Annotated in this window: 22 protein-coding genes and 2 pseudogenes; 12 read left to right on the forward strand and 12 right to left on the reverse strand. The window is 64.7% G+C overall.

The features are described 5' to 3' along the window. Positions 1-9 precede the first annotated feature (9 nt). Positions 10-1,563 carry an amino acid carrier protein gene (locus H0193_RS07585; RefSeq protein ID WP_181889260.1) on the reverse strand — a complete coding sequence of 518 codons (1,554 nt, stop codon included), beginning with the start codon at positions 1,561-1,563 and terminating at the stop codon, positions 10-12. A gap of 190 nt (positions 1,564-1,753) precedes the next feature. Between H0193_RS07585 and H0193_RS07590 the strand changes: the two genes are divergently transcribed. Then, on the forward strand, positions 1,754-3,262 hold the full coding sequence (locus H0193_RS07590; protein ID WP_181889261.1) for a YjiH family protein: 1,509 nt from the start codon (positions 1,754-1,756) through the stop codon (positions 3,260-3,262). A gap of 11 nt (positions 3,263-3,273) precedes the next feature. Here the strand turns inward: H0193_RS07590 and hutG are convergent, their stop codons facing one another. Next, on the reverse strand, positions 3,274-4,224 hold the full coding sequence (gene hutG, locus H0193_RS07595; RefSeq protein WP_181889262.1) for a formimidoylglutamase: 951 nt from the start codon (positions 4,222-4,224) through the stop codon (positions 3,274-3,276). Between the two features lie 37 nt (positions 4,225-4,261). Here hutG and H0193_RS07600 point away from each other — a divergent pair, with 37 nt between their 5' ends. The 5 genes from H0193_RS07600 (at position 4,262) to H0193_RS07620 (ending at position 10,655) form a co-directional block, all read left to right on the forward strand. Then, positions 4,262-4,996 carry an IclR family transcriptional regulator gene (locus H0193_RS07600; protein WP_181889263.1) on the forward strand — a complete coding sequence of 245 codons (735 nt, stop codon included), beginning with the start codon at positions 4,262-4,264 and terminating at the stop codon, positions 4,994-4,996. 33 nt (positions 4,997-5,029) lie between these two features. Further along, positions 5,030-6,571 (forward strand): histidine ammonia-lyase, encoded by a 1,542-nt coding sequence (hutH, locus tag H0193_RS07605; protein WP_181889264.1) that lies wholly within the window; start codon positions 5,030-5,032, stop codon positions 6,569-6,571. Positions 6,572-6,915: 344 nt separating this feature from the next. Next, positions 6,916-8,082, forward strand: a complete 1,167-nt coding sequence (locus tag H0193_RS07610) for an acyl-CoA dehydrogenase family protein (protein ID WP_181889265.1) — start codon at positions 6,916-6,918, stop codon at positions 8,080-8,082. Positions 8,083-8,102: 20 nt separating this feature from the next. After that, complete coding sequence (locus H0193_RS07615; RefSeq protein WP_181889266.1) at positions 8,103-9,233, forward strand: CaiB/BaiF CoA transferase family protein; 1,131 nt, start codon at positions 8,103-8,105, stop codon at positions 9,231-9,233. A 21-nt stretch (positions 9,234-9,254) separates the two neighbouring features. Next, positions 9,255-10,655, forward strand: coding sequence for a YjiH family protein (locus H0193_RS07620; protein ID WP_236883432.1), 1,401 nt, complete (start codon positions 9,255-9,257; stop codon positions 10,653-10,655). 61 nt (positions 10,656-10,716) lie between these two features. Here H0193_RS07620 and H0193_RS07625 read toward each other — a convergent pair whose 3' ends face one another. Together H0193_RS07625 and H0193_RS12530 are read right to left on the reverse strand one after the other, a co-directional pair. Next, on the reverse strand, positions 10,717-11,829 hold the full coding sequence (locus tag H0193_RS07625) for an IS30 family transposase (RefSeq protein ID WP_236883553.1): 1,113 nt from the start codon (positions 11,827-11,829) through the stop codon (positions 10,717-10,719). 105 nt (positions 11,830-11,934) lie between these two features. Next, a pseudogene (locus H0193_RS12530) lies at positions 11,935-12,408 on the reverse strand (transposase); the annotation flags it as partial. A 187-nt stretch (positions 12,409-12,595) separates the two neighbouring features. On the opposite strand from H0193_RS12530, the gene hutU reads away from it, so the two are divergent. The 3 genes from hutU to H0193_RS07640 all read left to right on the forward strand — a co-directional run bounded on the left by hutU (position 12,596) and on the right by H0193_RS07640 (position 16,344). Further along, positions 12,596-14,287, forward strand: a complete 1,692-nt coding sequence (hutU, locus tag H0193_RS07630) for a urocanate hydratase (RefSeq protein WP_181889268.1) — start codon at positions 12,596-12,598, stop codon at positions 14,285-14,287. Positions 14,288-14,379: 92 nt separating this feature from the next. Then, the gene (hutI, locus tag H0193_RS07635; RefSeq protein ID WP_181889269.1) at positions 14,380-15,573 is read left to right on the forward strand and encodes an imidazolonepropionase; all 1,194 of its coding nucleotides are present in this window, start codon (positions 14,380-14,382) and stop codon (positions 15,571-15,573) included. Next, complete coding sequence (locus tag H0193_RS07640; protein ID WP_181889270.1) at positions 15,574-16,344, forward strand: amidohydrolase family protein; 771 nt, start codon at positions 15,574-15,576, stop codon at positions 16,342-16,344. A gap of 93 nt (positions 16,345-16,437) precedes the next feature. Here the strand turns inward: H0193_RS07640 and H0193_RS07645 are convergent, their stop codons facing one another. The 7 genes from H0193_RS07645 to H0193_RS07675 form a co-directional block, all read right to left on the reverse strand. Further along, entirely contained in the window at positions 16,438-17,568 is a 1,131-nt protein-coding gene (locus H0193_RS07645) for an ABC transporter ATP-binding protein (protein ID WP_181889271.1), read from the reverse strand. A 34-nt stretch (positions 17,569-17,602) separates the two neighbouring features. After that, positions 17,603-18,925 (reverse strand): ABC transporter substrate-binding protein, encoded by a 1,323-nt coding sequence (locus tag H0193_RS07650; RefSeq protein WP_181889272.1) that lies wholly within the window; start codon positions 18,923-18,925, stop codon positions 17,603-17,605. Between the two features lie 43 nt (positions 18,926-18,968). Then, entirely contained in the window at positions 18,969-19,778 is an 810-nt protein-coding gene (locus H0193_RS07655; RefSeq protein WP_236883554.1) for a carbohydrate ABC transporter permease, read from the reverse strand. A 186-nt stretch (positions 19,779-19,964) separates the two neighbouring features. Then, a complete protein-coding gene (locus tag H0193_RS07660) occupies positions 19,965-20,918 on the reverse strand; it encodes a carbohydrate ABC transporter permease (protein WP_181889274.1) in 954 nt (317 codons plus the stop codon). A gap of 201 nt (positions 20,919-21,119) precedes the next feature. Continuing rightward, positions 21,120-22,043, reverse strand: coding sequence for a DUF5926 family protein (locus H0193_RS07665; RefSeq protein ID WP_181889275.1), 924 nt, complete (start codon positions 22,041-22,043; stop codon positions 21,120-21,122). A gap of 37 nt (positions 22,044-22,080) precedes the next feature. Then, the gene (locus tag H0193_RS07670) at positions 22,081-22,770 is read right to left on the reverse strand and encodes a glycerophosphodiester phosphodiesterase (protein WP_181889276.1); all 690 of its coding nucleotides are present in this window, start codon (positions 22,768-22,770) and stop codon (positions 22,081-22,083) included. 9 nt (positions 22,771-22,779) lie between these two features. Beyond that, entirely contained in the window at positions 22,780-23,535 is a 756-nt protein-coding gene (locus H0193_RS07675) for a glycerophosphodiester phosphodiesterase (RefSeq protein ID WP_338025182.1), read from the reverse strand. Positions 23,536-23,758: 223 nt separating this feature from the next. Between H0193_RS07675 and H0193_RS07680 the strand changes: the two are divergent. Further along, positions 23,759-25,120, forward strand: a pseudogene (locus H0193_RS07680) (alpha/beta-hydrolase family protein); the annotation flags it as partial. Between the two features lie 133 nt (positions 25,121-25,253). Then, entirely contained in the window at positions 25,254-25,514 is a 261-nt protein-coding gene (locus tag H0193_RS12465) for an alpha/beta-hydrolase family protein (protein WP_272899118.1), read from the forward strand. On the opposite strand, the gene msrA is transcribed toward H0193_RS12465, so the two are convergent. Further along, entirely contained in the window at positions 25,515-26,168 is a 654-nt protein-coding gene (gene msrA / locus H0193_RS07685; RefSeq protein WP_181889278.1) for a peptide-methionine (S)-S-oxide reductase MsrA, read from the reverse strand. Positions 26,169-26,258: 90 nt separating this feature from the next. Here msrA and H0193_RS07690 point away from each other — a divergent pair, with 90 nt between their 5' ends. Continuing rightward, on the forward strand, positions 26,259-26,861 hold the full coding sequence (locus H0193_RS07690) for a superoxide dismutase (RefSeq protein ID WP_181889279.1): 603 nt from the start codon (positions 26,259-26,261) through the stop codon (positions 26,859-26,861). The last annotated feature ends 104 nt before the right edge of the window (positions 26,862-26,965 follow it).

Here is a 26,965-nt window from a genome sequence, read left to right on the forward strand (position 1 = left end):
TGATTACGGCTAGATGTTGCGGGTCGTGGTGACAACCTTGCCCTCAACACCCGGCCAGGTGCCGGCCTCGATCATGCGGTTCTTGCGCTCCACCCAGAAGTCGGCGTTCTTGATGCCCAGCGCCTCGGGGTCGAAGTGCGGGTCAATGCCAGCTTTCTTCTGGCGGCGGTAGTCCCACAGGCACTTCAGCGCTGGGACCTGCAGGAAGATGATCGCCACGATGTTGAGCCACGCGGTCGCGCCGACGCCGATGTCGCCGAGCGCCCAGGCGGTGCCCGGGGTGGTGGTCGCACCGATGAAGACAGCCACGAGGATCAGGGCGCGCAGGATCCAGATGATGGCCTTACGTGCGCCTTCGTTCTTCACCCAGCGGTTCAGGTAGGTGAAGTTGGTCTCTGCCATGTAGTAGTACGCCAGCACGGTGGTGAAGGCGAAGAACATGATTGCCAGGGCGATAAACGACGGGCCGAGGCCGGCGGCAAAGGAGTTCAGGCCTTCTTGGACGTAGCCGGGGCCGACAGGGATGCCGTCGGTAAGCGAGCCCTCGTAGATCACCGCGCCGTCTTCGGACTGGCCCTCGAAGACTTGGTACATGTCGGTGGAGATGATGATGAAGGCGGTGGCGGAGCAGACGAACAGGGTGTCGATGTAGACGGCGAACGCCTGGACGAAGCCCTGCTTCGCCGGGTGAGAGACTTCGGCGGCGGCCGCGGACTGCGGGCCGGTGCCCTGGCCGGCCTCGTTGGAGTAAATGCCGCGCTTGACACCCCACATGATGGCGGCGCCGAGCATGCCGGAGAATGCGGCTTCCTTGTCGAAGGCGGCGCGGACGATGGTGCCGAAGACCTCGGGAATCTGGGAAGCGTTCGCGAACAGCACCACGATGGCAATGATGATGTAGATGCCGGCCATGAACGGCACCACCATGGAGGCGAAGTTCGCGATGCGCTTGATACCGCCGATGATGATGAACGCGAGCAGCACGGTCATGATCGTGGCGGAAACCCAGATATTGATGCCCCATGCATTATCGACGGCCGCAGCCACGCCGTTGGCCTGAATCCCTGGCAGGAAGTAGGACGTTGCCAGCAGCATGCACACCGCAAAGATAATGGCGTAGACCAGCATGAACGGGGCTGCGGCAGTGTGCTTGTACGCCTTCTCAATGTAGTAGGCGGGACCACCGCGGTACTCGCCGGTGTCGCGGTCGGTCTCCTTGTAAATCTGGGCGAGGCAGCACTCGATGAACGAGGTGGCGGAGCCGAGCAGGGCCACCAGCCACATCCAGAACACCGCGCCCGGGCCGCCGAACGCGATGGCGGTGGCCACGCCGGCGATGTTGCCCACACCGACGCGGCCGGCGAGCGAGATCATCAGGGATTGGAACGAGGAAATACCCTGCTCAGAGCTTTCTCCGGACTTGAGCTGGCGGATCATGTCCGGCAGGCAGCGGATCTGTAGGAACAGGGTGGCGAGCGTGAAGTACGCACCCGCGCCGAGACACAGATAGACGAGTGCGTTGGACCAAATCACACCGTTGAGGGAGTCGATAAAACCTTCCACGGGACCCTCCTAAAGGGGTATGCGCTGGGAGTTTTCAGGGAAACCTTGCAGGTAACTAGAGAACATAGGACATCTAGTTGTGCTTTGCGTCACTTTTCGTGTAAAAATTATGCGCCGACACCGAAAAATTCCGTTCTGCGCAATATCCGCAGGGTTTTGCGGTGCTAAACGCACGAGATGGAAGGACACCATGAACGAGACTGCGAAGCCGGTGAACTCTCGGCGCAGGTTTTCCCCCGCCTGGCCGGTGAAGAACTTGCCGGCGGGTGCGGAGGCGCTGATCCCGGAGCTGGACAATCCCCGCTTCGAGGGCATTGAGGACCCCACCGACAACACCGAACACATCACCCGCGCCGAAAACCAGGGCCAACCCGCACCACAGAGCACCGCGGACGAGGCTGACCCGAAACCGAAGGCGGTGTGGCGCTTCTTCGTCTACAGCGCCATCGGCATCTTCGCGTTCTTCGTGCCGTTTACCATCGGCGATTCCAAGTCCACGATCCTGCTCGACCACATCGTCAGCTGGATCACCACCACGCTCGGCGAGGGCACCCGCTACCTGGCGCTGTTCGCCATTATCGCGGGCACGATCTACCAGTTCGTCTCCGGGCGCTGGAAAGAGGATTACCCGCGCATGGTGTTCGCGGGGCTGTCAGTGCTGGCAATCGTGCTGTGCGCGATGCTCACGTTCGGCTTCGGCCCGGCGTGGCTGTTCAACCCTGACATCGGCCCGTTCATCCTGGACAAGCTGGTCATCTCTGTGGGCCTGCTCATCCCGGTGGGCGCGATCTTCCTCGGCCTGCTCGTCGGCTTCGGCCTGATGGAATTTATCGGCGTGATGGTGCAGCCGATCATGCGCCCGGTGTTCCGCACCCCGGGCAAGTCCGCGGTGGACGCGGTGGCGTCGTTTTTGGGCTCATACTCCCTGGGCCTGCTCATCACGGACCGCATGTACAAAAACGGCAGCTACAACGGCCGCGAGGCGTCGATTGTCGCGTCGGGATTTTCCACCGTGTCCGCGACGTTCATGGTCATCGTGGCGAAGACGCTGGACATGATGGAGCACTGGACGGCGTACTTCTTCATCACGTTCATCATCACCTTCATCGTCACCGCGATCGTGGTGCGCATCCTACCGATTACCCGCATCCCGGAGGACTACTACCCGGGCGCGCAGCCGCACCCGGAAAAGGAGATTCAGGGCAACCGTTTCAAGGCCGCGTGGCGCGAGGCGAAGCTGGAGCTCAACCGCGCCGAATCTCTGGGCAAGGTGCTGTGGGCGAACTTCCGCGACGGTTTGATCATGGCCGTGCAGGTCACCCCGGGCATCATGGCCGTGGGCACGATCGGCCTGGTGTTGGCCACCTACACCCCGGTGTTCAAGATCCTGGGCGTCGCGTTCTACCCGCTGGTGTGGGCGCTGCGCCTGCCGGATCCGTGGGCGACGTCGGGCGCGCTCGCGTCGGGTCTGGCGGAGATGTTCCTGCCGGCGACGCTCAGCGCAGGCTCGGATGACATGGTGCTGAAGTTCACCATGGCGGTGGTGTGCGTGAGCCAGATCTTCTTCTTCTCGGCGATGGTGCCGGCGGTGCTGGCCACCGACATCCCGCTGAGCATCTGGAAGATGGTGCAGATCTGGTTCATCCGCGTGGTGCTCACCGTGCTGATCACTGTGCCGGTGGCGCACCTGCTCTTCTAAGAAGCAGCTGCCTATCGACGCAGCTTCGCCCCCACAACCGCATCGTCAATCAGCCGCGCGGCAGCTTTGGCGGTGCGGTTGTCCACGTCGAAGTCGGGGTTAAGCTCTACGACGTCCAGAAGCGCGACGCGCCCCGTCGCAGCCACCGCGGCGACCATCGCGCGCAGCTTGGCGTACTCCACGCCGAACCCGGCGGGCGCGGACACGCCCGGCGCGACCGCCGCCGGCAGCACGTCCAGGTCGATGGAGAGATGAATCGGCTTGTCGCCGGCCACCGCCTCTACGGCGCGCTCGGCGGCTTCGCGCACGGTCATCTCCGCCAGCTCGGTGTCCAGCACGGTGGTCACGCCGAGCTCGTCGGCGGTGTCGAAGAGCACCTTGGTGTTGTTGGGCTTGGAGATGCCGAAGACGCTGTAGTCGAAGTCCTCGCCCACCAGGCCGGCGATCTGCTTGAACGGGGTGCCGGAGGTGGGGCGGGTTTCGGTGCGCAGATCGAAGTGGGCGTCGAAGTTGATCACCTGCATCGGCCCGATCGCCCCGTAGGCGCCGCGGTGGGTGGCAAAGGAGGTCTCGTGCCCGCCGCCGAGGACCACGGTCATCCCGTCTGCGCCCTGCGCCGCCACGAGGTCGCGCACCCGGTCGGACAGCTCGCGTTGGGAGCCTTCGAGGTCGGTGTCTTGGGTGGTCACGGTGCCGGCGTCGAGAAGCGATGTGCTCTCGTGAACCGCGAGCGAGCCGAGGGCCGCGCGCAACGCCTCCGGGCCTTTCGCCGCGCCCTGGCGGCCGCCGTTGCGTTCGACGCCTTCGTCGGAGGCGTAGCCGATCAGGTGCACGGCACCCTCGGTGGGCTGGGCAGTTGTGTCGATGACGCTGTGCCAACGGGCGTGCTCAGGGCCGGGGCCGTCGTTGCGGCCGGTCCAGTTGGAAGCGGGGGTGAAAAGCGGTGCAGTTACAGTGTTCATGCCCTCCGAGGGTAGCGCCGAGGGCATACTATGTGCGATGACTAAGCCGCAGGTTCCCGCCGCGCACAACGTGTTGCGCATCCTGGCGCTGTTGTCCACCACGGACGCGCCGATTTCCGCCACCCGCATCCAGCGCGAGCTGGACCTGCCGCGTTCCACCACCTACCACCTGCTGCGGGAGCTGGAGGATTCCGGGTTTGTGGTGCACCTGCGCAAGCCCGGCACGTACGGGCTGGGGCTGGCGTCGTACCGCATGGCGCAGGCTTACACCACGCAGCAGCCGCTGGTGCGACTGGCCACGAAGCCGCTGGCGCGGATCGCGCAGCTCGCGGGCGGTTCGGCGCACTTGACGCGCCTCGCCGGCCCGGAGATTGTGTACCTGCACGAGGTGCGCGCCCCCGGTGCGGTGTCGCTGGTCACGGAGGTGGGCGTGCGTTTGCCGTCGCTGAAGACCGCCTCGGGGCGCATCATGCTTGCGCAGCTGCCGGAGGCGGAGCTGCGCGCCGCGTACAACTCCTCGGGCGAGCGGCGCCGCTACAGCGAGGTCAAAGAGGAGCTTGCTGCCTATCGACGCCAAGGGTTCGCCACCGAGCGCGAAGCCATCTCCCGCGGCCAGGAGTCCGTGGCGGTGGCGGTGCTGGACCACCTTTCGCGCCCAGCGGCCGCGCTGGCGGTGACCTTCGCCGTGGACAGCGCGGACACGCAGCAGCTGGTCAGCGCGCTGCAGACCGCCGCCGAAGGGTTGCGCGCACAGTTCTTCGGAAACGTGTGACCGGACGCACTTTTGTGGGCTACTATCACGCCCATGACACACGCAGTTTCAGTTGGTATTGGGGCCCTGTCCGTCGAGGACGTTGTGGCCGTCGCCCGCCACGGAGCCGAGGTCGCCATCGACCAGGCCGCCCTGGGTGAGATCGCCGCGACCCGCGAGCGCGTCGAGGAGCTCGCCGCGGACCCGACACCGGTCTACGGCGTCTCCACCGGCTTCGGCGCCCTGGCTACCAAGCACATTCCGGAGGACATGCGGGCCCAGCTGCAGGTCTCCCTGGTCCGCTCCCATGCCGCGGGCACAGGCCCGGAGGTGGAAGAAGAGGTCATCCGCGCGCTGATGCTTTTGCGCCTGTCCACGCTGTGCACCGGCCGCACCGGCGTGCGCCCCGTGGTCGCGGAAACGTACGCCGCCGCACTCAACGCCGGGATCACCCCGGTGGTTCGCGAGTACGGCTCGCTCGGCTGCTCCGGCGACCTGGCGCCGCTGGCACACTGCGCGCTGGCGCTGCTCGGCGAGGGCGAGGTCCGCGTCCGCGGCGGCGAGATCGTCCCTGCGACTGAGGCGCTCTCCGCTGCCGGCATCGAGCCGCTGGTCCTGCGCGAAAAGGAGGGCCTGGCGCTGATCAACGGCACCGACGGCATGCTCGGCATGCTCTGCCTGGCCATCGCGGACCTGCGCGAGGCCGCCAAGGTTTCCGACATCGCCACCGCCATGAGCGTCGAGGGCCTGACCGGCACCCTGTCCGTCTTCGACGAGGACCTGCAGGAGCTGCGCCCCCACCCGGGCCAGGCCGATTCCGCGTACAACATCCGCACCGTCGCTGCCGACTCGCCGATCCTCGCCGCCGCCCTGGACAGCTTCAAGGCCAACGACGTGCAGGACGCCTACTCCATCCGCTGCACCCCGCAGGTCGCCGGCGGCTTCCGCGACACGCTCACCCACGTCACCACCGTGGCCAACCGGGAGCTCGCCGCCGCCAACGACAACCCCGTGGTGGCCAAGGACGGCCGCGTGGCCTCCAACGGCAACTTCCACGGCGCACCGGCGGCTTACGTGCTGGACTTTTTGGCGATTGTCGTGGCCGACCTGGCGTCGATTAGCGAAAGGCGCACCGACCGCTTCCTCGACCCCGCCCGCAACCGCGGCCTCAACGCCTTCCTCGCCGGCGACCCGGGCGTGGACTCCGGCCACATGATTGCGCAGTACGCGCAGGCCGGCATCGTCGGCGAGCTCAAGCGCAACGCTGTGCCGGCCTCCGCCGACTCGATCCCGTCCTCGGCGATGCAAGAAGACCACGTTTCTTTGGGCTGGTCCGCCGGCCGCAAGCTGCGCCGGAGCATCGACGGCCTGCAGCGCGTGCTCGCCGTGGAGATCCTCACCGCCGCCCGCGCTCTGGACATGCGCGACGGCGAGCCCTCCGCAGGCACCGGTGCGGCCGTGTCTGCGCTGCGCAAGCTTGTCGACGGCCCCGGCACCGACCGCTACCTCTCCCCCGAAATCGAGCACTCCGTGCAGCTGGTCAAGGGCGGCGACTACGTCGAGGCCGTCGAAGCCGCGGTGGGCCAGCTGCGGTAGGCGGTCTGGGCTCGCCCCTGGGGCCTGCCCGACACGCCCCCACGGCATGCCCCCGGAGCAATGTATTCACTCACCCGTGAACACATCCGGCGATCGGCTTTCCTGACCTGGGCAAAGTGAACAAATTACCCGCCCACCAGGAGGTTTGTTCACTCGGACTGTCCTGTCGGGTGAACAAACCCCCACAGCGCCGACACTTCGCGGCGCGCGCCACCCCACCGAACCCCACCCCGCAGTCTCGGATCCAAGACAACTCGCGCGGCAAGCCAGATGTGACCTCCCGAAACCTCCATACACTGTCGCGCACACCATAGTTTCGCGTCGATTGTGATTGGAGTCTCATCATGGCTGGACGGTACCCGAACGGCGATTTCTACGATTTTGAGTCCGAGCTGCCCGCGGAGGAAAAGGACATCCTCTACAACGTCCGCGATTGGGCTAACGAGAAGGTGTTGCCCATCGCCGTGGACTATTGGAACCGCTCGGAGTTCCCGCACGAGCTGCTGCCGTCGATAGGCGAGCTGAACATCATCAGCCTCGTGCGCGGCCAGGGTCGCTCCCGTCTGCTGGCCGGCCTGGTCGCGGCAGAGATCCACCGCGCGGACGGCTCCGTGGGCACGTTCTTCTCCGGCCAGGACGGCCTGTTCACCGGCAGCATCGAGCTGCTTGGCTCCGAGGAGCAGAAGGAGCGCTGGCTGCCGGATTTGTACGCGGTGCGCAAGACTGGCGTGCTGGCAATCACCGAGCCGGAGGCCGGTTCCGACGTCGCGCAGGGCATGCGAACCACCGCTACCAAGGTCGACGGCGGCTGGATCCTCAACGGCGCAAAGCGCTGGATCGGCAACGCCACCTTCTCCGACTACGTTGCCGTCTACGCCCGCGACCCGGAGGACGATCAGGTCAAGGGCTTCATCGTGGACACCACGGCGGAGGGCTACACCGCCACGCTGATGGAAAACCGCATCGCCATCCGCGCGGTGCAAAACGCCGACATCACCCTGGACAACGTTTTCGTCCCAGACAGCGACAAGCTCGAGGGCGCGAACTCGTTCAAGGACATCAACAAGGTGTTCAAGAGCGCCCGATCCACGGTGGGCTGGCAGGCCGTCGGCACGCAGATGGGTGCCCTCGACGTCGCGCTCGGCTACGCGGACGAGCGCATCCAGTTTGGCAAGAAGATCTCCTCGTTCCAGCTCAACCAGAACAAGCTGGCCACGATGCAGGGCAACCTGGTCGCCTCCGAGTCCATGATGGCGCAGCTCGCCCGCATGGAAGACCGCGGCTCCGCCCGCAACGAGCAGTCCGCGTTGGCCAAGGCGTTCACCTCGAAGCTCATGCGTGAGACGGTCGCGCTCGGCCGCGAGATCCTAGGCGGCAACGGCCTGATCTCGGACTACCGCATGGCCAAAATCTTCAACGACGCGGAGGCGATCTACTCCTACGAGGGCACCTACGACATCAACCAGCTCATCGTCGGCCGCTCCATCACGGGCGAGTCGGCGTTCGTGTAGTTCGGGCAGGAGGAAACACCATGCATGCACCACTTTCCGGTATCCGCGTCCTCGATCTATCCCGGGTGCTCGCGGGCCCGTTCTGCTCCATGATCCTGGCGGATCTCGGCGCCGAGGTGATCAAGGTGGAATCGCCCTGGGGTGATGATTCGCGCCAGTTCGGCCCGTTCGTGGACGGCACGTCCGCCTACTACCGCCTGTTCAACCGCTCAAAGATGGGCATCACGCTGGACTTCAAAAACGACGACGACAAAGAGGTGCTGCGCGACTTGGTCCGCCGCGCCGACGTGGTCGTGGAGAATTTCCGCCCGGGCGTGTTGGAGAAGCTCGGTTTGGGCCCCGAGGAGCTGTTGGAGGTCAACCCTCGGCTCGTCGTCACGAGCATCTCCGGCTTCGGCCAGACCGGGTCTTTGGCCAAGGAACCCGCGTACGACCTGGTCGCCCAGGCGATGAGCGGCCTCATGTCCATTACTGGCTGGCAGAACGGCAAGCCGACGCGCGTCGGCATCTCCCTGGGCGATCTCATCCCGGGCCTCTACGCCGCCATCGGCACCGTCTCCGCGCTCTACCAACGCGAATCCACCGGCCGCGGCCAGCATCTGGATCTTGCTATGTACGACTCACTCATCTCCGTCATGGAGTCCGTGGGCATGCGCGCGCTTTACGACGACGTCCCGCCCACCCGCATCGGCAACGACCACGGCCTGTCCGCGCCGTTTTCCACGTATGCGACCAAGGACGGCGACGTGGTCATCGCTATCACCACGAACCGGCTGTTCGAGCGCCTGGCAAACGCGCTGGACATCCCGGAGATGGCCACTGACCACCGCTTTGCCGAACCAGTGGCCCGCTCCGAGAACCGCGTCGCGCTGCGCGAGCTGATCGAGGAGGCGCTGAGCACCAAAACCCGCGCCGAGACAATCGCACTGTTTGAAGAGCACGGCGTGCCCACCGCCCGCGTCTACGACCTGGACGAGGCGCTGCGCAGCCCGTTCGCGGAGGAACGCGGCGTGATTGCTGAAGAAACGGATGGGTTCCGCACCCTCGCTTCCCCGCTCAAGCTGGCCGGCATGGAAGGGCCAACGCCGGCGCCGGAGCTGGGGCAACACAACGACCGCATCGAGTCTTGGCTGAGCGAAGACCCGCGCTAAGTTCCGCGAAGGAGCAGCACCATGGAGGACCCCCTCAACACCCGCCGCCGTGGCGGAAGCACCCGTTGGATCAAGGGCGAAGGCATCGCCCCCGTGCCCTCAATGCCCGAGCCGCACGAGGTTGACAGTATCGACCCAAAGCAGAAGTGGCGTTTCTTCGTCTACAGCGCCATCGGCTCGTTCGCATTCTTCGTCCCCTTCACAGTGGGCGAGAAGAACACGATTTTGCTGGACCACATCGTCGGCTGGCTGCAAGAAGGGCTCAGCGCCGCGCTGCCGTACATCACGCTGGTGATGATCACCGCCGGCGCCGTCTACCAGTTTGCCACCGGCAAGTGGCGCGAGGACCGGGCGCGCGCGGTGTTCGCGTTCCTCTCCGCGCTGGCCGTGCTGCTATGCGCGATGCTGGTCTTCGGCTTCGGCCCGGCCTTTCTTTTCGACGAACGCCTCGGCCCCTTCATCCTGAACAAACTCGTCATCCCCGTCGGCCTGCTCATCCCGGTGGGCGCAATCTTCCTCGGCCTTTTGGTCGGCTTCGGCCTGATGGAGTTCATCGGCGTGCTGGTGCAGCGCTTCATGCGGCCCGTCTACCACACGCCGGGCAAATCCGCTGTGGACGCGGTGGCGTCGTTTCTGGGCTCGTACTCGCTGGGCCTTTTGATCACTAACCGCGTGTACCGCACCGGCGGCTACACCGCCCGCGAAGCGTCCATCATCGCGGCCGGGTTCTCCACCGCCTCGGCAACGTTCATGGTTGTCGTCGCCCGCACCCTGGACCTGATGGACATCTGGGGCGTGTACTTCGCCGTGACGTTGATTGTCTGCTTTCTGGTCACCATCGTCGTGGTGCGTATCCCACCGCTTTCCACCATCCCGGACGAGTACTACCCGGGCGCCACCCCGCAACCGGAAGAGCAGGTGGGAGGCAACGTGTTCGCCGCCGCGTGGAAGGAAGCGATGGCGTTTTTGGCGCAGGCTGACTCGCTGTCGAAGACGCTGTGGCGCAACTTCAAAGACGGCGTGATCATGACCATCCAGGTCATCCCCGGCATCATGGCTGTGGGCATCATCGGCCTGGCGCTGGCCTTTTACACCCCAGCGTTCAAAATCCTCGGCGCGGTGTTCTACCCGCTCGTGCTGCTGTTCCAGCTTCCCGACCCGTGGCTGGCCTCTGAGGCCTTCGCCATCGGCCTGTCCGAACTGTTCCTGCCGGCAACTCTGGTATCCGGCCACGAGTCGGAGGTGCTGCGCTTCACCGTCGGAGTGGTCTCCATCAGCCAGGTGTTCTTCTTCTCCTCGATGATCCCGGCGGTGCTCGCCACGGACATCCCGCTGAAGATCAGCCACATGGTGATCATCTGGTTCCAGCGCGTGGTGCTGTCGATCATCCTGACGGTGCCGATCGCCTACCTGATCTTCTAGCGCCTGGTACATCAAACCCTGAGCAAGCGACCCAGATTTTGCCCCAAATCCGGGGGCGGGATCAAGCGGTTAATGCGCCACGTTTGAATATTTGCTCGAGTATTTCACGTGGTGTTGCTCCGCCGAGGACTTGTCGTGGTGTGTCGTTGAGTTCGTTTTGTACCCAGGCGACGTGCTCGGGGGTTACTTCGGCGAAGTCGGTGCCTTTCTTGTAGAACCGGCGGCGGATCTCACCGTTGGTGTTTTCGTTGGTGGGCCGCTGCCACGGCGAGTGCGGGTCGCAAAAGTACACCTCGCAGCCGTCTTTGATGCGCACACGTGCAGTTTCAGCCATTTCCACGCCTTGGTCCCAGGTGATGGTCTTGAGCTGTTCGGCGTTGAGGTCTTTGACCATCTGCTGGATCGTTGCAATCACCGTCATCGATGTGTGTTCGGTGGGCAGATGTCCAAGCAGGGTGTAGCGGCTGGTGCGCTCAACTAGGGTGATCAGCGCGCTTTTGCCGCCTTTGCCGATGACAAGATCGCCTTCCCAGTGCCCGGGGATTGCCCGGTCGTCGGCTTCTGGGCTGCGCTTGGTGATTTCAGCACCTTTGATCCACGGCTTGCCGGTGAGCAGACCTGCATTGCGGGGCCGGGTTTTTCGGCGTTTCCCGCCGCGGATGAGCACATCTTGGGTCTTCATCACCGCTTCAAGCTCGGCGCGCAGGCTGCCTTTGCCCTGGATGTATAAGGCGCTGTAGATCGCTTCGTGGGAAATACGCATGCTTTCATCATCGGCGAAAGCATGCTGAAGCCACACACTGATGCGCCCGGGTGACCACCGGCGGGCAAGACATTCCACCACCACAGCGCGAAGCACCGGGTTGTCATCAAGCTTGCGCACCTTCGGCCGGCACGCACGCGCCTGAGCACCCGTGTGGGCACGCCGGGCGTTGTAGAACACCTTGACCTCACCGCTGTCATCGTCGATGATTTCCCATCCGTTGCGGGCAATCTCCCGGCTGATCACGCTGTGGTGGCGCCCCAGAAGTGTGGCGATCTGTCTGGCTGACAATCCCTGGCTGCACCCATGTTGGATCGTCAGGCGGTCTTCAAACGACAGTTGGACCCCGCGGCCGACGTTCACACGGTCCTCGGCATGGTCGGCAGGCGCGCTACCTGCCTGTGTTTTCATTGGTGCTGGCACGGAATCAACTTTGCTGTGCGCAGGTGGTTTTACCGTGCAAGCCTCCGGCGTGTTGGCCGGCTGCACCCCATCACGGTTTCCGCCCGCTTTCTCCTGGCGTGCTTGCTGCACCCAGCGATACACCGAATTAGTCGACATGCCATATGCATCAGCAACGCGTTTCACCGGCTCACCATCCAACACCCGTGCGACCGCGTCTTCCTTTTGCTGCGGGGTGATGCGCGGCTTTTTCTGCAGTTCGGTCAGCACACCGACTTTCGCCAACCTCGGGTACAACACCCCTGGTGACGTGCCCAACGTCGCAGCCACATCCGGTACCGACATCCCTGACATCACCAACGCCACCGCATCGCCGATAAGTTGGTCGCGTGCACGCGCCAACGCCTTCTTCGGCGAAAGCGCGCCAGCTTGCTTGACCCATTCATAAACCGTGGCCTCTGCCACTCCGGCATCACGAGCAATCTCGCCGACATCATCGCCTGCAACAAGCCGCGCCACAGAAGCAGCCTTCACATCCTTCGGAGTCCAACGACCAGCCACAACAACCTCCAAGTCGAGGTGGCGCATTCACCCACTGACAACTCCGGGCATGCTCTGGGTCGCTTGCTCTGGGTTTGTGCTCGAGCACGAACGCCCCTCCCCCAAAAAGTCTCATATCCGAGACAAATCGCCCAAAACCGACCAACCCAATCCGTGTGACGGGCGTTACTGTCTATCCGATACCTCGATTGGGCAACAACAGAAAGGAATTCCCATGGCGAAGAACTGGTCCGAAGGCGCACGCGAGGTCCGCTCCCCGCGCGGCACTGAGATCTCGGCGAAGTCCTGGCAGACCGAGGCGCCGCTGCGCATGCTGCAGAACAACCTCGACCCGGAGGTTGCGGAGCGCCCGGACGACTTGGTCGTCTACGGCGGCACCGGTCGCGCTGCTCGCAGCTGGGAGGCCTTCGACGCGATCGTCGATACGCTCAAGGACCTCGAGTCCGACGAGACCCTGCTGGTGCAGTCCGGCAAGCCGGTCGGTGTGTGGAAGACCAACGAGTGGGCGCCGCGCGTGCTCATCGCCAACTCGAACCTGGTGGGCGACTGGGCGAACTGGGAGCATTTCCGCGAGCTCGAGGACGAGGGTCTGATGATGTACGGCCAGATGACGGCCGGTTCCTGGATCTACATCGCCACCCAGGGCATCCTGCAGGGCACCTACGAGACCTTCGCGGCTGTTGCGAAGAAGCGTTTCGACGGCACGCTGGCCGGCACCCTCACCCTGACCGGCGGCTGCGGCGGCATGGGCGGCGCGCAGCCGCTGTCCGTCACGCTCAACGGCGGCGCCTGCCTGATCGTGGATGTTGACGAGGGCCGCCTGAAGCGCCGCCAGGGCAAGCGCTACCTCGACGAGGTCACCACCGACCTCGAAGAGGCAATTAAGCTGGTCACCGAGGCGAAGGACGAGAAGCGCGCCCTGTCCGTGGGCCTGGTGGGCAACGCCGCTGAGGTGTTCCCGGAGATGCTGCGCCGCCACCGCGCCGGCGAGTTCACCGTGGACATCGTTACCGACCAGACCTCCGCGCACGACCCGCTGTCCTACCTGCCCACCGAGATCCCGTTCGAGAGCTGGCACAACGAGGCCGACGCGGATCCGACCACCTTCACCAAGAAGGCCCGTGAGGCCATGGCCGCGCAGGTCCAGGCGATGGTGGAGTTCCAGGACGAGGGCGCCGAGGTGTTCGACTACGGCAACTCCATCCGCGACGAGGCCCGCAAGGCCGGCTACACCCGCGCCTTCGAGTTCCCGGGCTTCGTCCCGGCCTACATCCGCCCGCTGTTCTGCGAGGGCCTCGGCCCCTTCCGCTGGGTTGCCCTGTCCGGCGACCCGGAGGACATCAAGGTCACCGACCAGGCCATCAAGGAGGCCTTCCCGGACAACGAGCACCTGCACCGCTGGCTGGACGCGGCCGAGGAGTACGTCGAGTTCGAGGGCCTGCCGGCGCGCATCTGCTGGCTTGGCTACGGCGAGCGCGCCAAGGCCGGCGTGATCTTCAACAACCTGGTCAAGGAAGGCAAGGTCAAGGCCCCGATCGTCATCGGCCGCGACCACCTGGACTCCGGCTCCGTGGCGTCGCCGTACCGCGAGACCGAGTCCATGCTCGACGGCACCGACGCTGTCGCGGACTGGCCGCTGCTCAACGCCATGACCGCTGTTTCCGGCGGCGCGACCTGGGTGTCCATCCACCACGGCGGCGGCGTGGGCATGGGCCGTTCCATCCACACCGGCCAGGTCACCGTGGCTGACGGCACTGAGCTCGCGGAGGCGAAGCTCAAGGCTGTGCTCACCAACGACCCGGGCATGGGTGTTATCCGCCACGTGGACGCCGGCTACACCCGCGCCAACGAGGTGGCCAAGGAGCGCGGCGTGCGCATCCCGATGGAGTTCAAGGCGCGCGACTAATCCACACCCCAAGCGCTGACGTTTCCCCCTCGTGGGCGCGTCAGCGCTTTTCATTACCCTGGGCCCTGCAAAATCCCCGAAGAAAGGCACTTATGAGCACCTTCATCACCGGTATTTCCGAGCTGCGCACCGTCTCCGAGCTCGGCACGATCAAAGACGCCGCAATGCTTATCGACGACGGCGTGGTCACCTGGGTCGGCCCCGCCAACGAGGCGCCGGCTGAGGCGGCGAAGGCGGAGGAAACTGTAGACGTCGAGAAGCGAGCTGTGCTCCCCGGCTGGGTGGACTCCCACTCGCACATGGTCTTCGACGGCAACCGCGCCGAGGAGTTCGAGGCGCGCATGGCCGGCAAAGGTTACGCCGCCGGCGGCATCGCCGTGACCATGGAAGCCACCCGCTCCGCCGGCGAGGAGCGCCTGGACAAGCTGGTGGCGGAGCGCATCGCCGCGGCGCAGGCGCTCGGCACCACCACGTTTGAGACCAAGACCGGCTACGGCCTGAACGTCGAATCCGAGGCAGAGGCGGCGCGCGTGGCAGCCCGCCACGTCGACGAGGTCACCTTCCTCGGCGCCCACCTCGTGCCGCCGGGGGCGGATGCCGAGGAGTACCTCGACGAGGTCGTCGGCCCGATGCTCGACGCGGTGAAGGACCACGTGCAGTGGATCGACGTGTTCTGCGAGCGTGGCGCGTTCAACGAGGAGCAGTCCCGCCGCGTCCTCGAGGCCGGCAAGGCGGCTGGACTGGGCGTTCGCGTGCACGGCAACCAGCTTGGGCAGGGCCCGGGTGTGAAGCTCGCCGTGGAGATGGGCGCGGCCAGCGTCGACCACGTGAACTACCTGTCCGATGAGGACTTCAAGCTGCTGGCGGAATCGGAAACCGTCGCAACGCTGCTGCCCGCCTGCGACCTGTCCACCCGCGAGGAGCTCGCCCCGGGCCGCAAGCTCATCGACGCCGGCGCCACCGTCGCCATCGCCTCCAACCTGAACCCGGGCACCTCGTTTACGTCCTCGATGAACTTCTGCGTCACCACCGCGGTGCTGCAGCAGCGCCTCACCCTCGACGAGGCCATCGAAGCCGCCACCACCGGCGGCGCCAAAGCCTTGCGACGCCACAACGTCGGCGACGGCAAGGACCCCCAGGGCCGTCCGGCGAAGGGCACGCTGGTGCCGGGCGCGGCCGCCGACCTGCACATCCTCGACGCCGAAAACGCCATCAACCTGGCGTACCGCCCCGGCATGCCGATCACCTGGCAGACCTGGGTCGCCGGCAAGAAGGTCTACGGCTAAATGCCTCGCCCGCTTTTCGACGCGCACTTCCACGTCATCGACCCCACCCACTCGCTGGTGGAAAACAACGGGTTCATGCCGGATGCGTTCACGGCCCAGGACTACGTCGCCCGCGTCGACGGGCTGGGAGTGGGCGGAGGTGCGGTCGTCTCCGGTTCGTTCCAAGGGTTCGACCAGGGCTACCTCACCGAGGCGCTCGCGGTACTGGGCCCCAACTTCGTCGGTGTCACGCAGCTTCCGGCGGACGTTTCGTCGAAAAGCATTTCGGAGCTTGACCGCGCCGGTGTGCGCGCAGTGCGCTTCAACCTCAAACGCGGCGGCTCCGCGGGTGTGGACGACCTTGAGCTGCTGGCTAACCGCGTTTTCGACGTCGCCGGTTGGCACACCGAACTCTACGTCGATGCCCGGGAGCTTCCGGATCTCGAGCGGGTGCTGACCCGCCTCCCGCGGGTGAGCATCGACCACCTGGGCATGCACGAAGACGGGTTGAAGGCGCTGCTGCGCCTGGTGGAACACGGCGCGATGGTCAAGGCAACCGGGTTCGGCCGCGTTGAGCTCGATCCCGCCAGCGCCATGCGGGCGATCCTCCGAACCAACCCTGGTGCGCTTATGGTGGGCACGGATCTCCCGTCCACCCGGGCGCGCCGCCCCTTCGCGGTGGCCGACCTCGCCTTGGCCGAAGAAGTGGCTCTGGAATTGGGCGGCGAGCAACTTGCCGACGACGTGTTCTGGAACAACGCCGCTGGGTTGTACCGCTTGGCAGCGCAGTAACAGCGGAGCGTTCAGAGCGTCCGGAGCGTGAAGCGCGCCGCCAGCGCCCCGGCACCCCGCCTCAGCGCAGGCGCGGGTCCAGCGGTTCAGCTTCTACAGGTAGTCGTAGTTGATCTCGGTCTCCGGGTCGAAGAAGACGACGCCGCCTTCCATCGGGCGCAGGTAGATGGTGTCACCGTGATCGACATCGATGCCGCGGGGCACCTTCACCGTGATTCGGTCGCCGCGGACCGCGATCACTTCGTCGGCCTGCTCCTGACGGTGCCCGTAGACGTATAGGTCAGAGCCGAGATGCTCAACGATGTCTACCTGAACCGGCAGACCGTAGTGTTGGCCGGGCTGGTTCACACCCACGATCTCCCAGTTCTCCGGGCGCACACCGACGATCACGCGCTCGGACTCCACCTTGGCTGCTAGCTCGCGGGGGATGAAGTAGTCCATGGCGTGGCCCTTGCCGCCAACGACGTGGCCATCGATGAAAGGCACGTTCTCAATCAGCGTCATCGCGGGCGAGCCGATGAACGACGCCACAAACGTGTTGCCCGGATTGCTGTACAGGTTCGCCGGAGTGTCCACCTGTTGGAGAATGCCTTTCTTCAGCACACAGACGCGGTCGCCCATGGTCATCGCCTCAGTCTGGTCGTGGGTGACGTAGACCGTGGTTGTACCCAGCTTGCGCTGTAGCTGCAGAATCTGCGCACGGGTGGACACGCGCAGCTTGGCGTCCAGGTTGGACAGCGGCTCGTCCATAAGGAAAACTTTTGGCTCCCGCACGATGGCGCGGCCCATTGCGACGCGCTGACGCTGGCCACCGGACATAGCAGCCGGTTTCTTGTCCATGAGGTCTTCCAGCTCGAGCATCTTCGCCGCGAAGTCCACCCGCTCCTTGATGGTCGCCTTATCCACCTTCGCGTTTTCCAACGCGAAGGCCATATTCTGGCGGGCCGTCATGTTTGGGTAGAGCGCGTAGGACTGGAACACCATGGCAACGTCTCGGTCGCGCGGGCGCGTCTCGGTCACGTCTACGCCGTCGATGAAGATCTGGCCTTCATCCACCGGTTCCAGCCCAGCGAGCATGCGCAGCGTGGTCGACTTGCCGCAGCCGGACGGACCGACGAGAACAAGGAACTCGCCGTCGGCAATGTCGAGGCTGATGCGGCTAACCGCAGGTGGACGTGACGGGTCGTAGATGCGGGACGCTTGACGGAATTCAACTGGTGCCATGTGCGACTCCTTTTCGTGCTCGAGCCAGTCCGGGCTACTTATCCAGCTTCGGGGCGATGTCGCGGTCGATGACCTGCTGGGTTTCGGTGTCCAGGTCAGCGAAGACCTTTTCCACGTCCTGGCCACCAACGGTGATCTTGTCCAGTGCTCCGCCGATACGCTTGCCGCCACCCGGAACGAACACACGCGCGTAGTCCTGCGGCTTCGTGTTTTCGTTCAGCTGCTTGATTGCGGTCTCGGCGTTCGGATTCTCGTCCAGGAACTTGCGCTCCTCCGGGTTCTCCAGCGCGTCCTTACGCACCGGCATGTACCCGGTCTTCTGCGAGAACTTGATCGTGTTCTCGGTGTTGGTGATGAAGTCGATGAACTTCACCGCGTTCTTCTTGCGGGCATCCGAGATCCCGTTCGGCACGGCCAAGCCAGCGCCGCCGGTGGCCGCGGACGGGCCGGGGCCCGGCAGGTAGGTGGTGATGAACGGGATGGTCGCGGAGTCTTTCAGGCCGCCGAGGGAGCCAGTGGACTCCAGCAGCGCCGATGCATTGCCGTTGCCGAAAGCAACAGTTGGGTCGGTGCTGATCTCAATGTGGCCCTTCTGCACCTGGTCCTGGAGGAACTTCGCGGCCTCGATGGTCTTCGGGTCGGAGAACGTCGGCTCCCACTCATTGGAGTATGCGCCACCGAACGCCCACACCATGCCCTGGAAGTACCAGTCAAGGTAGCTGGAGCCATCCGGAATGGTCAGCGCCGGGTGGCCGGTCTTTTCCTTGAGTTTGCCCGCCCACTCATCGAACTCCTGCCAGGTCTCCGGGCCACGATCCGTCGGCAGACCCGCAGCAGCCAGGTCGTCGGTGTTCCAGTACATGAGGTTGGTGGAGCGGGAGTAGGGCACGCCGTAGTGCTTCCCGTCGTAGAGGTAGTCGTCGCGCAGGGTATCCACGTAGGAATCGGAGTCGATGTTTTCGGACTCCCACAGCTCGTCCAGTGGGGTCGTGGCGTCGTTCAGCGCAAAATTGAACCAGGTCACGTCCGAAGCGACGATGACGTCCGGCAGGTCATTGCCAGCAAGCGCGGCGTTGAACTTCTGCGCCAACTCCTCGTAGTTGGCACCACCGTCGACCAGCTCGACGGAAAGGTCCGGGTTTTCCTTCTCAAACGCGTCGATGAGCTCCTGCTCCAAATCACGGGACTTACCCGGGTGGTTGGACCAGAAGACAATCTTGTTCTCGTCGCCTGCAGCGTTTCCGCCTCCGTTGCCGCCATCGCTGGTAGACCCGCCTGCGCAAGCAGTGAGGGAAACAGCGGTCAGAGCAGCAAGAGCTGCGGCGCCGAGACGCTTCGTCAGGGAACTGGTGGACATGGGGTTCTCCATTCTTGAATTGGTACGGGGAGTTTGAAGCGGGTCAGCCCTTGACGGCGCCCGCGGTGAGGCCCTTGATCATCTGCTTCTGCAGGAGGATGAACACGATGATCATGGGAAGCGTGGTCAGCACCGTGCCAGCCATCACCGGCGCCCAGTTGGTCAAGCCTTCCGCGTCCTGCAGCCGGGTCAGGCCGACTGGCAGCGTGGCTGCGGCCGGAGTGTCAGTGATGAGGAACGGCCAGAGGTACTCGTTCCACTCGTTGACGACAGTAATGAGCAGGAACGCCGACAGAGTCGGCCAAGACATCGGCAGGACCACCTTGAACAGCCGGGTGAAAAAGTCGGCGCCGTCCATTTCTGCTGCTTCCATAATCTCGGCTGGCAGGGACTGGAAGTGGTTGCGCATGAGGAAACAGCCGAACGCCACACCAGCCAGAGGGACGATGACACCGGTCCAGGTGTCGCGCCACCCCAGCGAGGCAGCCAGGGCGTAGTTGGAAATGATGGTGATCTGGTTGGGCACCATCAGCGCAGCGATCACCAGAAGGAAGAGCAGATTTCGCCCCGGGAATCGCAGAAACGCGAAAGCGTAAGCCGACAGCACCCCGAGGACGACCTTGATCACGGTAAGGATGAGGGTGATGCCGATGGAGTTGCGCAGATACTGCGGGAACCCAGACGTCTCCCACACACGCGCGTAGTTTTCCGGCACCAGAGGGTTGGGCCAGAACGTGATCGGATCCGAGTAGACATCCTGGTAGGTCTTAAACGAGGTGATCACGATGAAGTACAGCGGCACCAAGATCATGAGCACCGTGAGCACCAAAGCGGCATACCCCAAAAACTTCATGCCTTTTGAGCTAGCTTCGGCTGGCGCGCCTTTACGCTTGCGCTGCGCATCGGTGATCACAGGTTCGCTAGACCCCTGGCTGCCGGGCACCGGCGGCAAGGAATCCTCATCGCGCACTATCGCCGCCGGGCGCTGCTGCGCCGGCTTCGCGGACTTGCTGGATTCAGCTGAGAACTGCGTCGACATCTACTTGTCCAACCTCTCCTGCAGCTTGATTTGGAGCACGGTGATAATCAGGACGACGAGGAACATGATCGTGGCTACCGCAGCGCCGTAACCTGCGCGGCCGTTCACGAAGGTTTCCGTATAGACCTGGAACACCATCGTCGTTGTGCCATAGGTGAATGGACCGCCCCTAGTCATCGCGTTGATGACATCGAAGACCTGGAACGAACTAAGCAGCACTGTGATAAGGAGGAAGAACGTGGTGCCTCGCAGCTGCGGCAGCACAACCCGAAAGAAGTGCCGCGACGCGGACGTGCCGTCAATCTCCGCCGCCTCATCAAGGTCGTGCCGGCGCCCCTGCAGCGCAGCCAAGTAGATGACAAAGACGTAGCCGACGTTCTTCCAGATGTAGGTCACCGTGATCATGAACAGCGCCCAACCGGAGTTCTGGTAGAAATTCGGCACCGGAATGTGCAGAAGGTTGAGGAAGTACTGGATCAATCCGTAGCGGGGATCGAACACAAACTGGAAAGCCACACCGATGGCTGCGCCTGCGATGACATACGGGGCGAACACCATGGAACGCACCGCCGCACGTCCGAACAGCTTCTGGTCCAGCAGCACCGCGAGCGCAAGCCCGATCACCATCGATCCCGCCACAGCGAAGAACGTAAAAATCAGTGTGTTCCAGACGATGGTCTTGGTCTCCGGGGCTTGGAACCAGTCGATGTAGTTCTGCAGCCCGACCCACGTCATCGACGGGGAGGAGATGTTCCAGTTGTAGAAAGAGATGCGGATGTTGTCCACCAAAGGGCGGTAGGTGAACAGAATCAACAACAGGAGGTTTGGGCCGACCAACAGCGTGGCCAGGCCTACCTGGCGCCAGTCAATCTTCCGGCGGCCTTTCCGACGGGATGCCGCGTACTCCGCGGAGACCTCTGGCTCCACGGAGATTGCCGGAATTGTCGTACTCATGGGGAGCACCGTAAGCCCCGTCCATGAACGCACAGTTAACTGAGAGTTGTATTAAAGAGAACGTTGCGCCAACGGATCGTGCGCGTCACAAACACCAATATCGTGCGACAACAGCACAATCCTGGCCGCCCCGTTTGGCGCTACATTCTCAGCCTGCGCAAAGAAAGCAGTCACCCGGGGCGTTCAAGAATCACGCACGCGCTAGATGGTCACCTGACGGGACCTGATGTTGTCCAGCTGCTTGCGCTCGTCGGCGGTCAACGCGGCGTCGTTGCTGTACTCGGCCTCGATCTGCCTGTTCAGCGCGGCCAGCGCCTCCTCGTAGGAGCCTGCGTCCACGGACGGGTCGAGGTCGAACACCGGCACGACCAGGCCGTGGGTGCGGAAGGCGCCGGCGAACTTGGTGCCTTCGCCCAGGTTCAGCTCGCCGCGCGCGGCGATGCGGGCCAGCGCGGAGAGCATCTGCGCCTCGTTGTCCTCGGTGCGCACCCAACGGATGTGCGCCTTGCCGCCGCCAGGGTTGACCCACCAGATCGCGCCCGGCAGGTCCACGCCGACCTTCTCGGACGGCAGGACAGCGTCGTTGGCCTGCTGTAGCGCCTGCTGGATCTGCGGCGGAACGGCGGCACCTTCGGGGAACCACCAGGCAAAATCGTCGTAGGTGGTGATGTCGGGCACCACGGAGGTGTCGATAAGCGAAGCGAGCTCCGGCTGCGAACCATCGGCGACGGTGGACTGCAGCGTCTCACCCGGCGCCGCATCGACGACCCAGTTCAGGGCGTACGCGAGGTCGCGGCCCGGGTTCTGGGAGTGGGAGGTGACCTGCAGGGCAACGAAGCGCTCGCCGCCCTCGGACTCCTCGCGCACCAGCGCGGCGCCGGCTCCCGGCAGCACGGTGACGATGTTCACCGGGGTGCCCTTGATGTCAAACTTAGCCACGGCGGACGGCACGAACTCCTGCAGCGCGACCAGGTCGGCCTCTGCGGCCAGGCCGCCGAACGGGCGGGGGTCCTTCTGCAGCTTCTCGCGCTCGGCTGCGCGGGCGGCCAGCTTGGCCTCGCGGCGGGACATGCCCTCGGGCAGGTCCTCGCGGTTCTTCTTCTTTTTCGGCTTGCGTTGCACCATGCGCGCAATCGTACCGGCCACGCTACGGCCGCGAACGCTACGCCAAGGTCTCTAACGCGATATGCGGCAGGTCGGTGCCGATCAGCGACGCGCCGTGTTGCTGCAGCCAGATCATGTCCTTAGGCAGATTCACGGTCCACACGTAGGTGCGGAATTCTCCGCCGAGCAGCTCGGGGTGGGCCTTCGCCATGCGTACGCTCGGCCCGGCGCCGCAAGCACCCACTGGTTCGAATGCCTCCTCAACAAGCAGAAACGTCTCAAGTTCCGGCAAGAGACGCTGGAAACGTTCGACCGCCTCCGGGTTGAAAGAGATCAGGTGGACGCGCGGATCACGTTCCATGCCTCGGGAGCGCAGCACGTCGGCCACGGCCTCTTCCAGCACCCCGCCGAACGGCGACGGGTGCTTCGTCTCAATGAGAATGTGCTTGCCGGGATACTGATTCAGCAAAGTCAACAGCTCGTCCAACAGCATGATCTGCTGCGGATCGTCCTCGGTGCCGATGTTGAGTTGGCGGAGCTCGTCGAGAGGCATCTGCGCCACCTCGCCAGAGCCGTCAGAGGTGCGGTCTACGGTCAAGTCGTGGATGACCACCACCTGTCCGTCTGCCGTCAGGTTTACGTCGCACTCGATGCCGGCGATGTCCAGCTTGAGCGCCTCCTCGAAGGAGCGAAGGGTGTTTTCCGGGTACAGGCCGTTGAAGCCGCGGTGCGCGATGATTCCAGTCATATTTCCTCCCTACCCCGCCACCGCCGCGGCCGGCACCTGCCCGTACGCGGCCAAAGCGACGTCCGGCAGGTCGGTGGCGATGACGTCGACGCCGTTGTCGGCGCACCAGCGCATTTGGCGCGGGGTATTCACGGTCCAGGTGTAGGTGCGCAACCCCCGGTAGCCCAGCAGCTCTTGGCGCAGTTGCAGGTGCTGCAGCGCAGGCCCGACGCCGTAGGGGCGGGAGAGCATGCGGCTCTTGCGGTTCCACCGCATCTCTTTCAGGCGGAACAGGTAGAAGGTTTCCAGCTCGGGCGCCATTTCGGTGAAGTAGCGCACGGCGCGGTGGGAAAAGGAGATCACGTGCACGTTTTCGGATTCGTGCAGCCCGGCGTAGCGCAACGTTCGCAAGGTCTGCTCGTCCACCTCGGGCCCGTAGATGGTGGGGTGCTTCGTTTCGATGTAGATGTGCTTGTCCGGGTAGTCCTGCATGAGTTCGAGCAGTTCTTCCAGGCACATGATCTGCTGCGGCTCGTCTTTGGTGCCGCAGTTGAGCTCCCGCAACGCCGAGAAGTCCAGGCAGTCCACGCGGCCGCGGCCGTCGGTGGTGCGGTTGACCGACGCGTCGTGGAAGACCACCACGCGCCCGTCGCGGCTGAGGCGCACGTCGCATTCGATGCCGTGGATGGGCAGCTTCAAAGCTTCTTCGAACGCCCGGCGCGTCAGCTCGGGGTGGTGTCCGGAGAATCCGCGGTGCGCAACAATCTTGGGCATCTTCTCGCTCACGGCTGCGAGGCTACCCGCGCGCAGCAGCCCCCGCGACCGGAACATTTTTGGAACAATCGCTTCCGTGCCTTCCAATTTCCTCGTCAAAGCCCGCACCGCTTTAGATCAGCTGCCGGACGCGCTGCAACGCGCGCGTTCGCGCTATTCCGTCAAGCGCGACGGTGTGCTGGCGTTGCCGATGGGCGTGTTGGAGGTGCTGGCTGACATCTCCCCGGGCGTGCGCATGGGTGGTCTGCGGCGCTTGCCTCCGAGTTTCCGCGCGGGGCTTGCGGGGGCTGAGGTGGCGACGTGGGGTGCGGTGTCGCCGTCGCTGCTGCCTCACAGCTGGTGGGCGACTGCCGCGAACGTCGGTGTGTTGCAGGGCCTGGGCCATGGCTTTGCGACGGTAGCTTCGCAGGCCCTCCGCCCCGTCCGCTCCGACGAACCGCAGAGCTTGCTTCCCGGCCCGGTGCGCCTGGCCATGACGGGTGTGACCGCCGGCGTGTTTGTCACGTCGCTGCACCGCCGCGCTCACCAGGAAAAGCTGGTGGAAAGCGACGAGAAGTTCAAGGTCAGCCCGCAGATCCTCGGCATCACGGTGGGCACGCTGGGCTACGGCGTGGTGCTGCTTGTCGGCGATGCGATCCAGACGTTCATCGACGCGATCAACGAGCTGCTGGGCAAGAAGCTGCCGCCGGTGGCGTCGTGGCCGCTGGCGATCGCGGGCGGCGGCGCGCTGCTGATTCTGGTTGGCGACCAGATGGTGGTGCGCCGCTTCGCGGTGCGCGTGAGCCGCCAGGCGCAGGAGCTGGACCGCGAGTTCATGCGCGGGGCGGACCAGCCGAAGCGGCCTGAGCGTTCCGGTTCGCCGGAGTCGCTGGTGGACTGGAACACGATGGGCCGCCAGGGCCGCGCGGTGGTGGCCGGCGGCCCCCGCAAGGAGGACATCGAGCGCCTCGTGGACGGCGGGGCGATGGAGCCGATCCGCATCTTCGTCGGCCTGGACACAGAGCGCGACCAGGCCCCGGACTTCGAGGAAATGGCCGCCGTCGCGGTCGAGGAGATGCACCGCACCGGCGCGTTCGAGCGCAGCCACATCGCGGTGATGTCGGCGGCGGGCACGGGCTGGATCAACGACTTTCACACCTCGGGTTTCGAGTTTGTCACCCGCGGCGACTCGGCCGTGGTGGCCATGCAGTACTCCTACCTGCCCTCGGCGTATTCCTATTTGGCGGACCGCAAGAACCCGGTGAACTCCTCGCGCGTGCTCATCGAGGCAATCCGCAGCGAGCTGGAACAACTCGACCCCGAAACACGCCCGAAGCTCTACGTCGGCGGAGAATCGCTGGGCGCGTACGGCGTGTCGGACGCGTTCGAGACCGTCGAGGAGTTCCTTGAGCAAACCTCAGGCGGCGTGTTCACGGGCACGCCCGGCTTCGCCAGCAACCACAGCTACCTCACCCGTCACCGCGAGAAGGGCTCCCCGCAGCGCCTCCCGCTTATCGACGGCGGCCGCCACGTCCGCTTCACCGCCCACCCCGCGCACCTGCGCCACGACTTCCGCGGCCATTCCTACGCCAACACCTGGGTCGAGCCCCGGTTCGTCTTCGCCCAGCATGCCTCTGACCCGGTGGTGTGGTGGGAGCCGTCCCTGGCGTGGAAGGCCCCGGACTGGCTGCGCGAACCCGGATCGCGTGGCGAGCCCGCCGCCCGCCCAGCACTTGGACGCGCTGGACACGATGCGCTGGATGCCGCTGGTGACGTACTGGCAGATCGGCATCGACCAGCTGCCGTCGAAGGACTACCCCTCACCCCACGGGCACAACTACCACGACGAAACCGTCGCCTACTGGAACGCGGTCATCCACGGCGCGGGCGACGACGCGGATGAGGCGGCGCTTTCCCGCCCCGAGCTGGTGCGTGTGGCGCGCTGGATCCACAACGACGCCACGAAGACCCGCATGCCTAAAGGCGGGTTCCCCTCAAAGCACGGCTACTAGCTAGATCCCGCAGGCCACGCCGGTGGAGTGGTGCGGGCAGTATCCGTTGGGCACCTTGTGCAGGTACTGCTGGTGCTCCTCCTCAGCGAGGTAGTACTTCACGCCGTCGGCCTCCACGGATTTCACCTCGGTGGTGATGTCGCCGTACCCGGCGCTTTGCAGGTCCTGCTCGTACTGGCGGATCCACCCGCGGACCTGTTCGGCCTCCTCCTCGGTGTCGGTGTAGAAGGCGGAGCGGTACTGGGTGCCCACGTCGTTGCCCTGGCGGTAGCCCTGGGTCGGGTCGTGCGCCTCCAGCGCGGTCTTCACAATGTCTTTCAGCGTGATCACCTCCGGGTCGTAGACCACCTCCACCGTCTCAACGTGGTTGGTCTGCCCGGAGCACACCTCGCGGTACGTCGGGTTCGGCGTGACGCCGCCGGCGTAGCCCACCGAGGTGGAGTTCACGCCGTCGAGCTGCCAAAACATCTTCTCCGCGCCCCAGAAGCAGCCGATGCCCACGAGCACGCGTTTCTGGCCCTCGCGCCACGGCCCCGTGGTGGGCGTGCCCAGCACGGCGTGCTCGCGCGGGTTGGCCAGGACCGGCTCGGGGCGGCCGGGGAGGGCGGAGCTGACATCGACAAGCTTTGGCGAAGGTGCGAAAAGAAATCCCATGCCCTACACAACGACTTCGGCCACAACACTGTTCCCAAATTTTCTCTACCATGGGGTCCGCAACTGATTCGCAGACGAAAGGAATCAATCATGGCTGTTTACGAGCTTCCCGATCTCCCCTACGCATACGACGCGCTGGAGCCGCACATCTCCGAAGAGATTATGACGCTGCACCACGACAAGCACCACGCGACCTACGTCGCTGGCGCGAACGCCGCGCTCGAGGCCCTCGAGGCCGAGCGCAACGGTGAGGCGAACCCGGACCGCCTGCGCGCCCTGTCCAAGAACCTGGCGTTCAACCTTGGCGGCCACACCAACCACTCCATCTTCTGGAAGAACATGGCACCGAACGCCGGCGGCAACCCGACCGGTGAGATCGCTGAGGCCATCGACCGCGACTTCGGCTCCTTCGATGCCTTCAAGAAGCAGTTCGCTGGCGTGGCCACCGGCCTGCAGGGCTCCGGCTGGGCAGTGCTCGGCTACGACCACATCGCTGGCCGCCTGATCATCCAGCAGCTGACCGACCAGCAGGGCAACATCTCCGTGGACTTCACGCCGGTGCTCATGCTGGATATGTGGGAGCACGCGTTCTACCTGCAGTACAAGAACGTCAAGGCTGATTACGTCGAGGCTTGGTGGAACGTTGTCAACTGGGACGACGTCAACGAGCGCTACGCAAAGGCATCTGCCTAACGACGGCTCCGCCTCCCCTCACACCAGCGCCCGCCACCTCCGTTTTGGAGGCGGCGGGCGTTGGCTTTCCCTGTGATACGTCGAGTCCCTGCGAACTCAGAACT

The sequence above is a fragment of the Corynebacterium haematomassiliense genome (assembly GCF_013978595.1).
Taxonomy (GTDB): domain Bacteria; phylum Actinomycetota; class Actinomycetes; order Mycobacteriales; family Mycobacteriaceae; genus Corynebacterium; species Corynebacterium lehmanniae.

Coding starts and splice junctions, on each gene's coding strand:
- hutG (WP_181889262.1), bottom strand. CDS start 4,224: ATGAACACTGTAACTGCACCGCTTTTCACCCCCGCTTCCAACTGGACC.
- H0193_RS07650 (WP_181889272.1), bottom strand. CDS start 18,925: ATGTCCACCAGTTCCCTGACGAAGCGTCTCGGCGCCGCAGCTCTTGCT.
- H0193_RS07620 (WP_236883432.1), top strand. CDS start 9,255: ATGGAGGACCCCCTCAACACCCGCCGCCGTGGCGGAAGCACCCGTTGG.
- H0193_RS07610 (WP_181889265.1), top strand. CDS start 6,916: ATGGCTGGACGGTACCCGAACGGCGATTTCTACGATTTTGAGTCCGAG.
- H0193_RS07660 (WP_181889274.1), bottom strand. CDS start 20,918: ATGAGTACGACAATTCCGGCAATCTCCGTGGAGCCAGAGGTCTCCGCG.
- H0193_RS07655 (WP_236883554.1), bottom strand. CDS start 19,778: ATGAAGTTTTTGGGGTATGCCGCTTTGGTGCTCACGGTGCTCATGATC.
- H0193_RS07670 (WP_181889276.1), bottom strand. CDS start 22,770: ATGACTGGAATCATCGCGCACCGCGGCTTCAACGGCCTGTACCCGGAA.
- H0193_RS07615 (WP_181889266.1), top strand. CDS start 8,103: ATGCATGCACCACTTTCCGGTATCCGCGTCCTCGATCTATCCCGGGTG.
- H0193_RS07690 (WP_181889279.1), top strand. CDS start 26,259: ATGGCTGTTTACGAGCTTCCCGATCTCCCCTACGCATACGACGCGCTG.
- H0193_RS07665 (WP_181889275.1), bottom strand. CDS start 22,043: ATGGTGCAACGCAAGCCGAAAAAGAAGAAGAACCGCGAGGACCTGCCC.
- hutU (WP_181889268.1), top strand. CDS start 12,596: ATGGCGAAGAACTGGTCCGAAGGCGCACGCGAGGTCCGCTCCCCGCGC.
- H0193_RS07645 (WP_181889271.1), bottom strand. CDS start 17,568: ATGGCACCAGTTGAATTCCGTCAAGCGTCCCGCATCTACGACCCGTCA.
- hutI (WP_181889269.1), top strand. CDS start 14,380: ATGAGCACCTTCATCACCGGTATTTCCGAGCTGCGCACCGTCTCCGAG.
- H0193_RS07590 (WP_181889261.1), top strand. CDS start 1,754: ATGAACGAGACTGCGAAGCCGGTGAACTCTCGGCGCAGGTTTTCCCCC.
- hutH (WP_181889264.1), top strand. CDS start 5,030: ATGACACACGCAGTTTCAGTTGGTATTGGGGCCCTGTCCGTCGAGGAC.
- msrA (WP_181889278.1), bottom strand. CDS start 26,168: ATGGGATTTCTTTTCGCACCTTCGCCAAAGCTTGTCGATGTCAGCTCC.
- H0193_RS07640 (WP_181889270.1), top strand. CDS start 15,574: ATGCCTCGCCCGCTTTTCGACGCGCACTTCCACGTCATCGACCCCACC.
- H0193_RS07600 (WP_181889263.1), top strand. CDS start 4,262: ATGACTAAGCCGCAGGTTCCCGCCGCGCACAACGTGTTGCGCATCCTG.
- H0193_RS12465 (WP_272899118.1), top strand. CDS start 25,254: ATGCGCTGGATGCCGCTGGTGACGTACTGGCAGATCGGCATCGACCAG.
- H0193_RS07625 (WP_236883553.1), bottom strand. CDS start 11,829: ATGAAAACACAGGCAGGTAGCGCGCCTGCCGACCATGCCGAGGACCGT.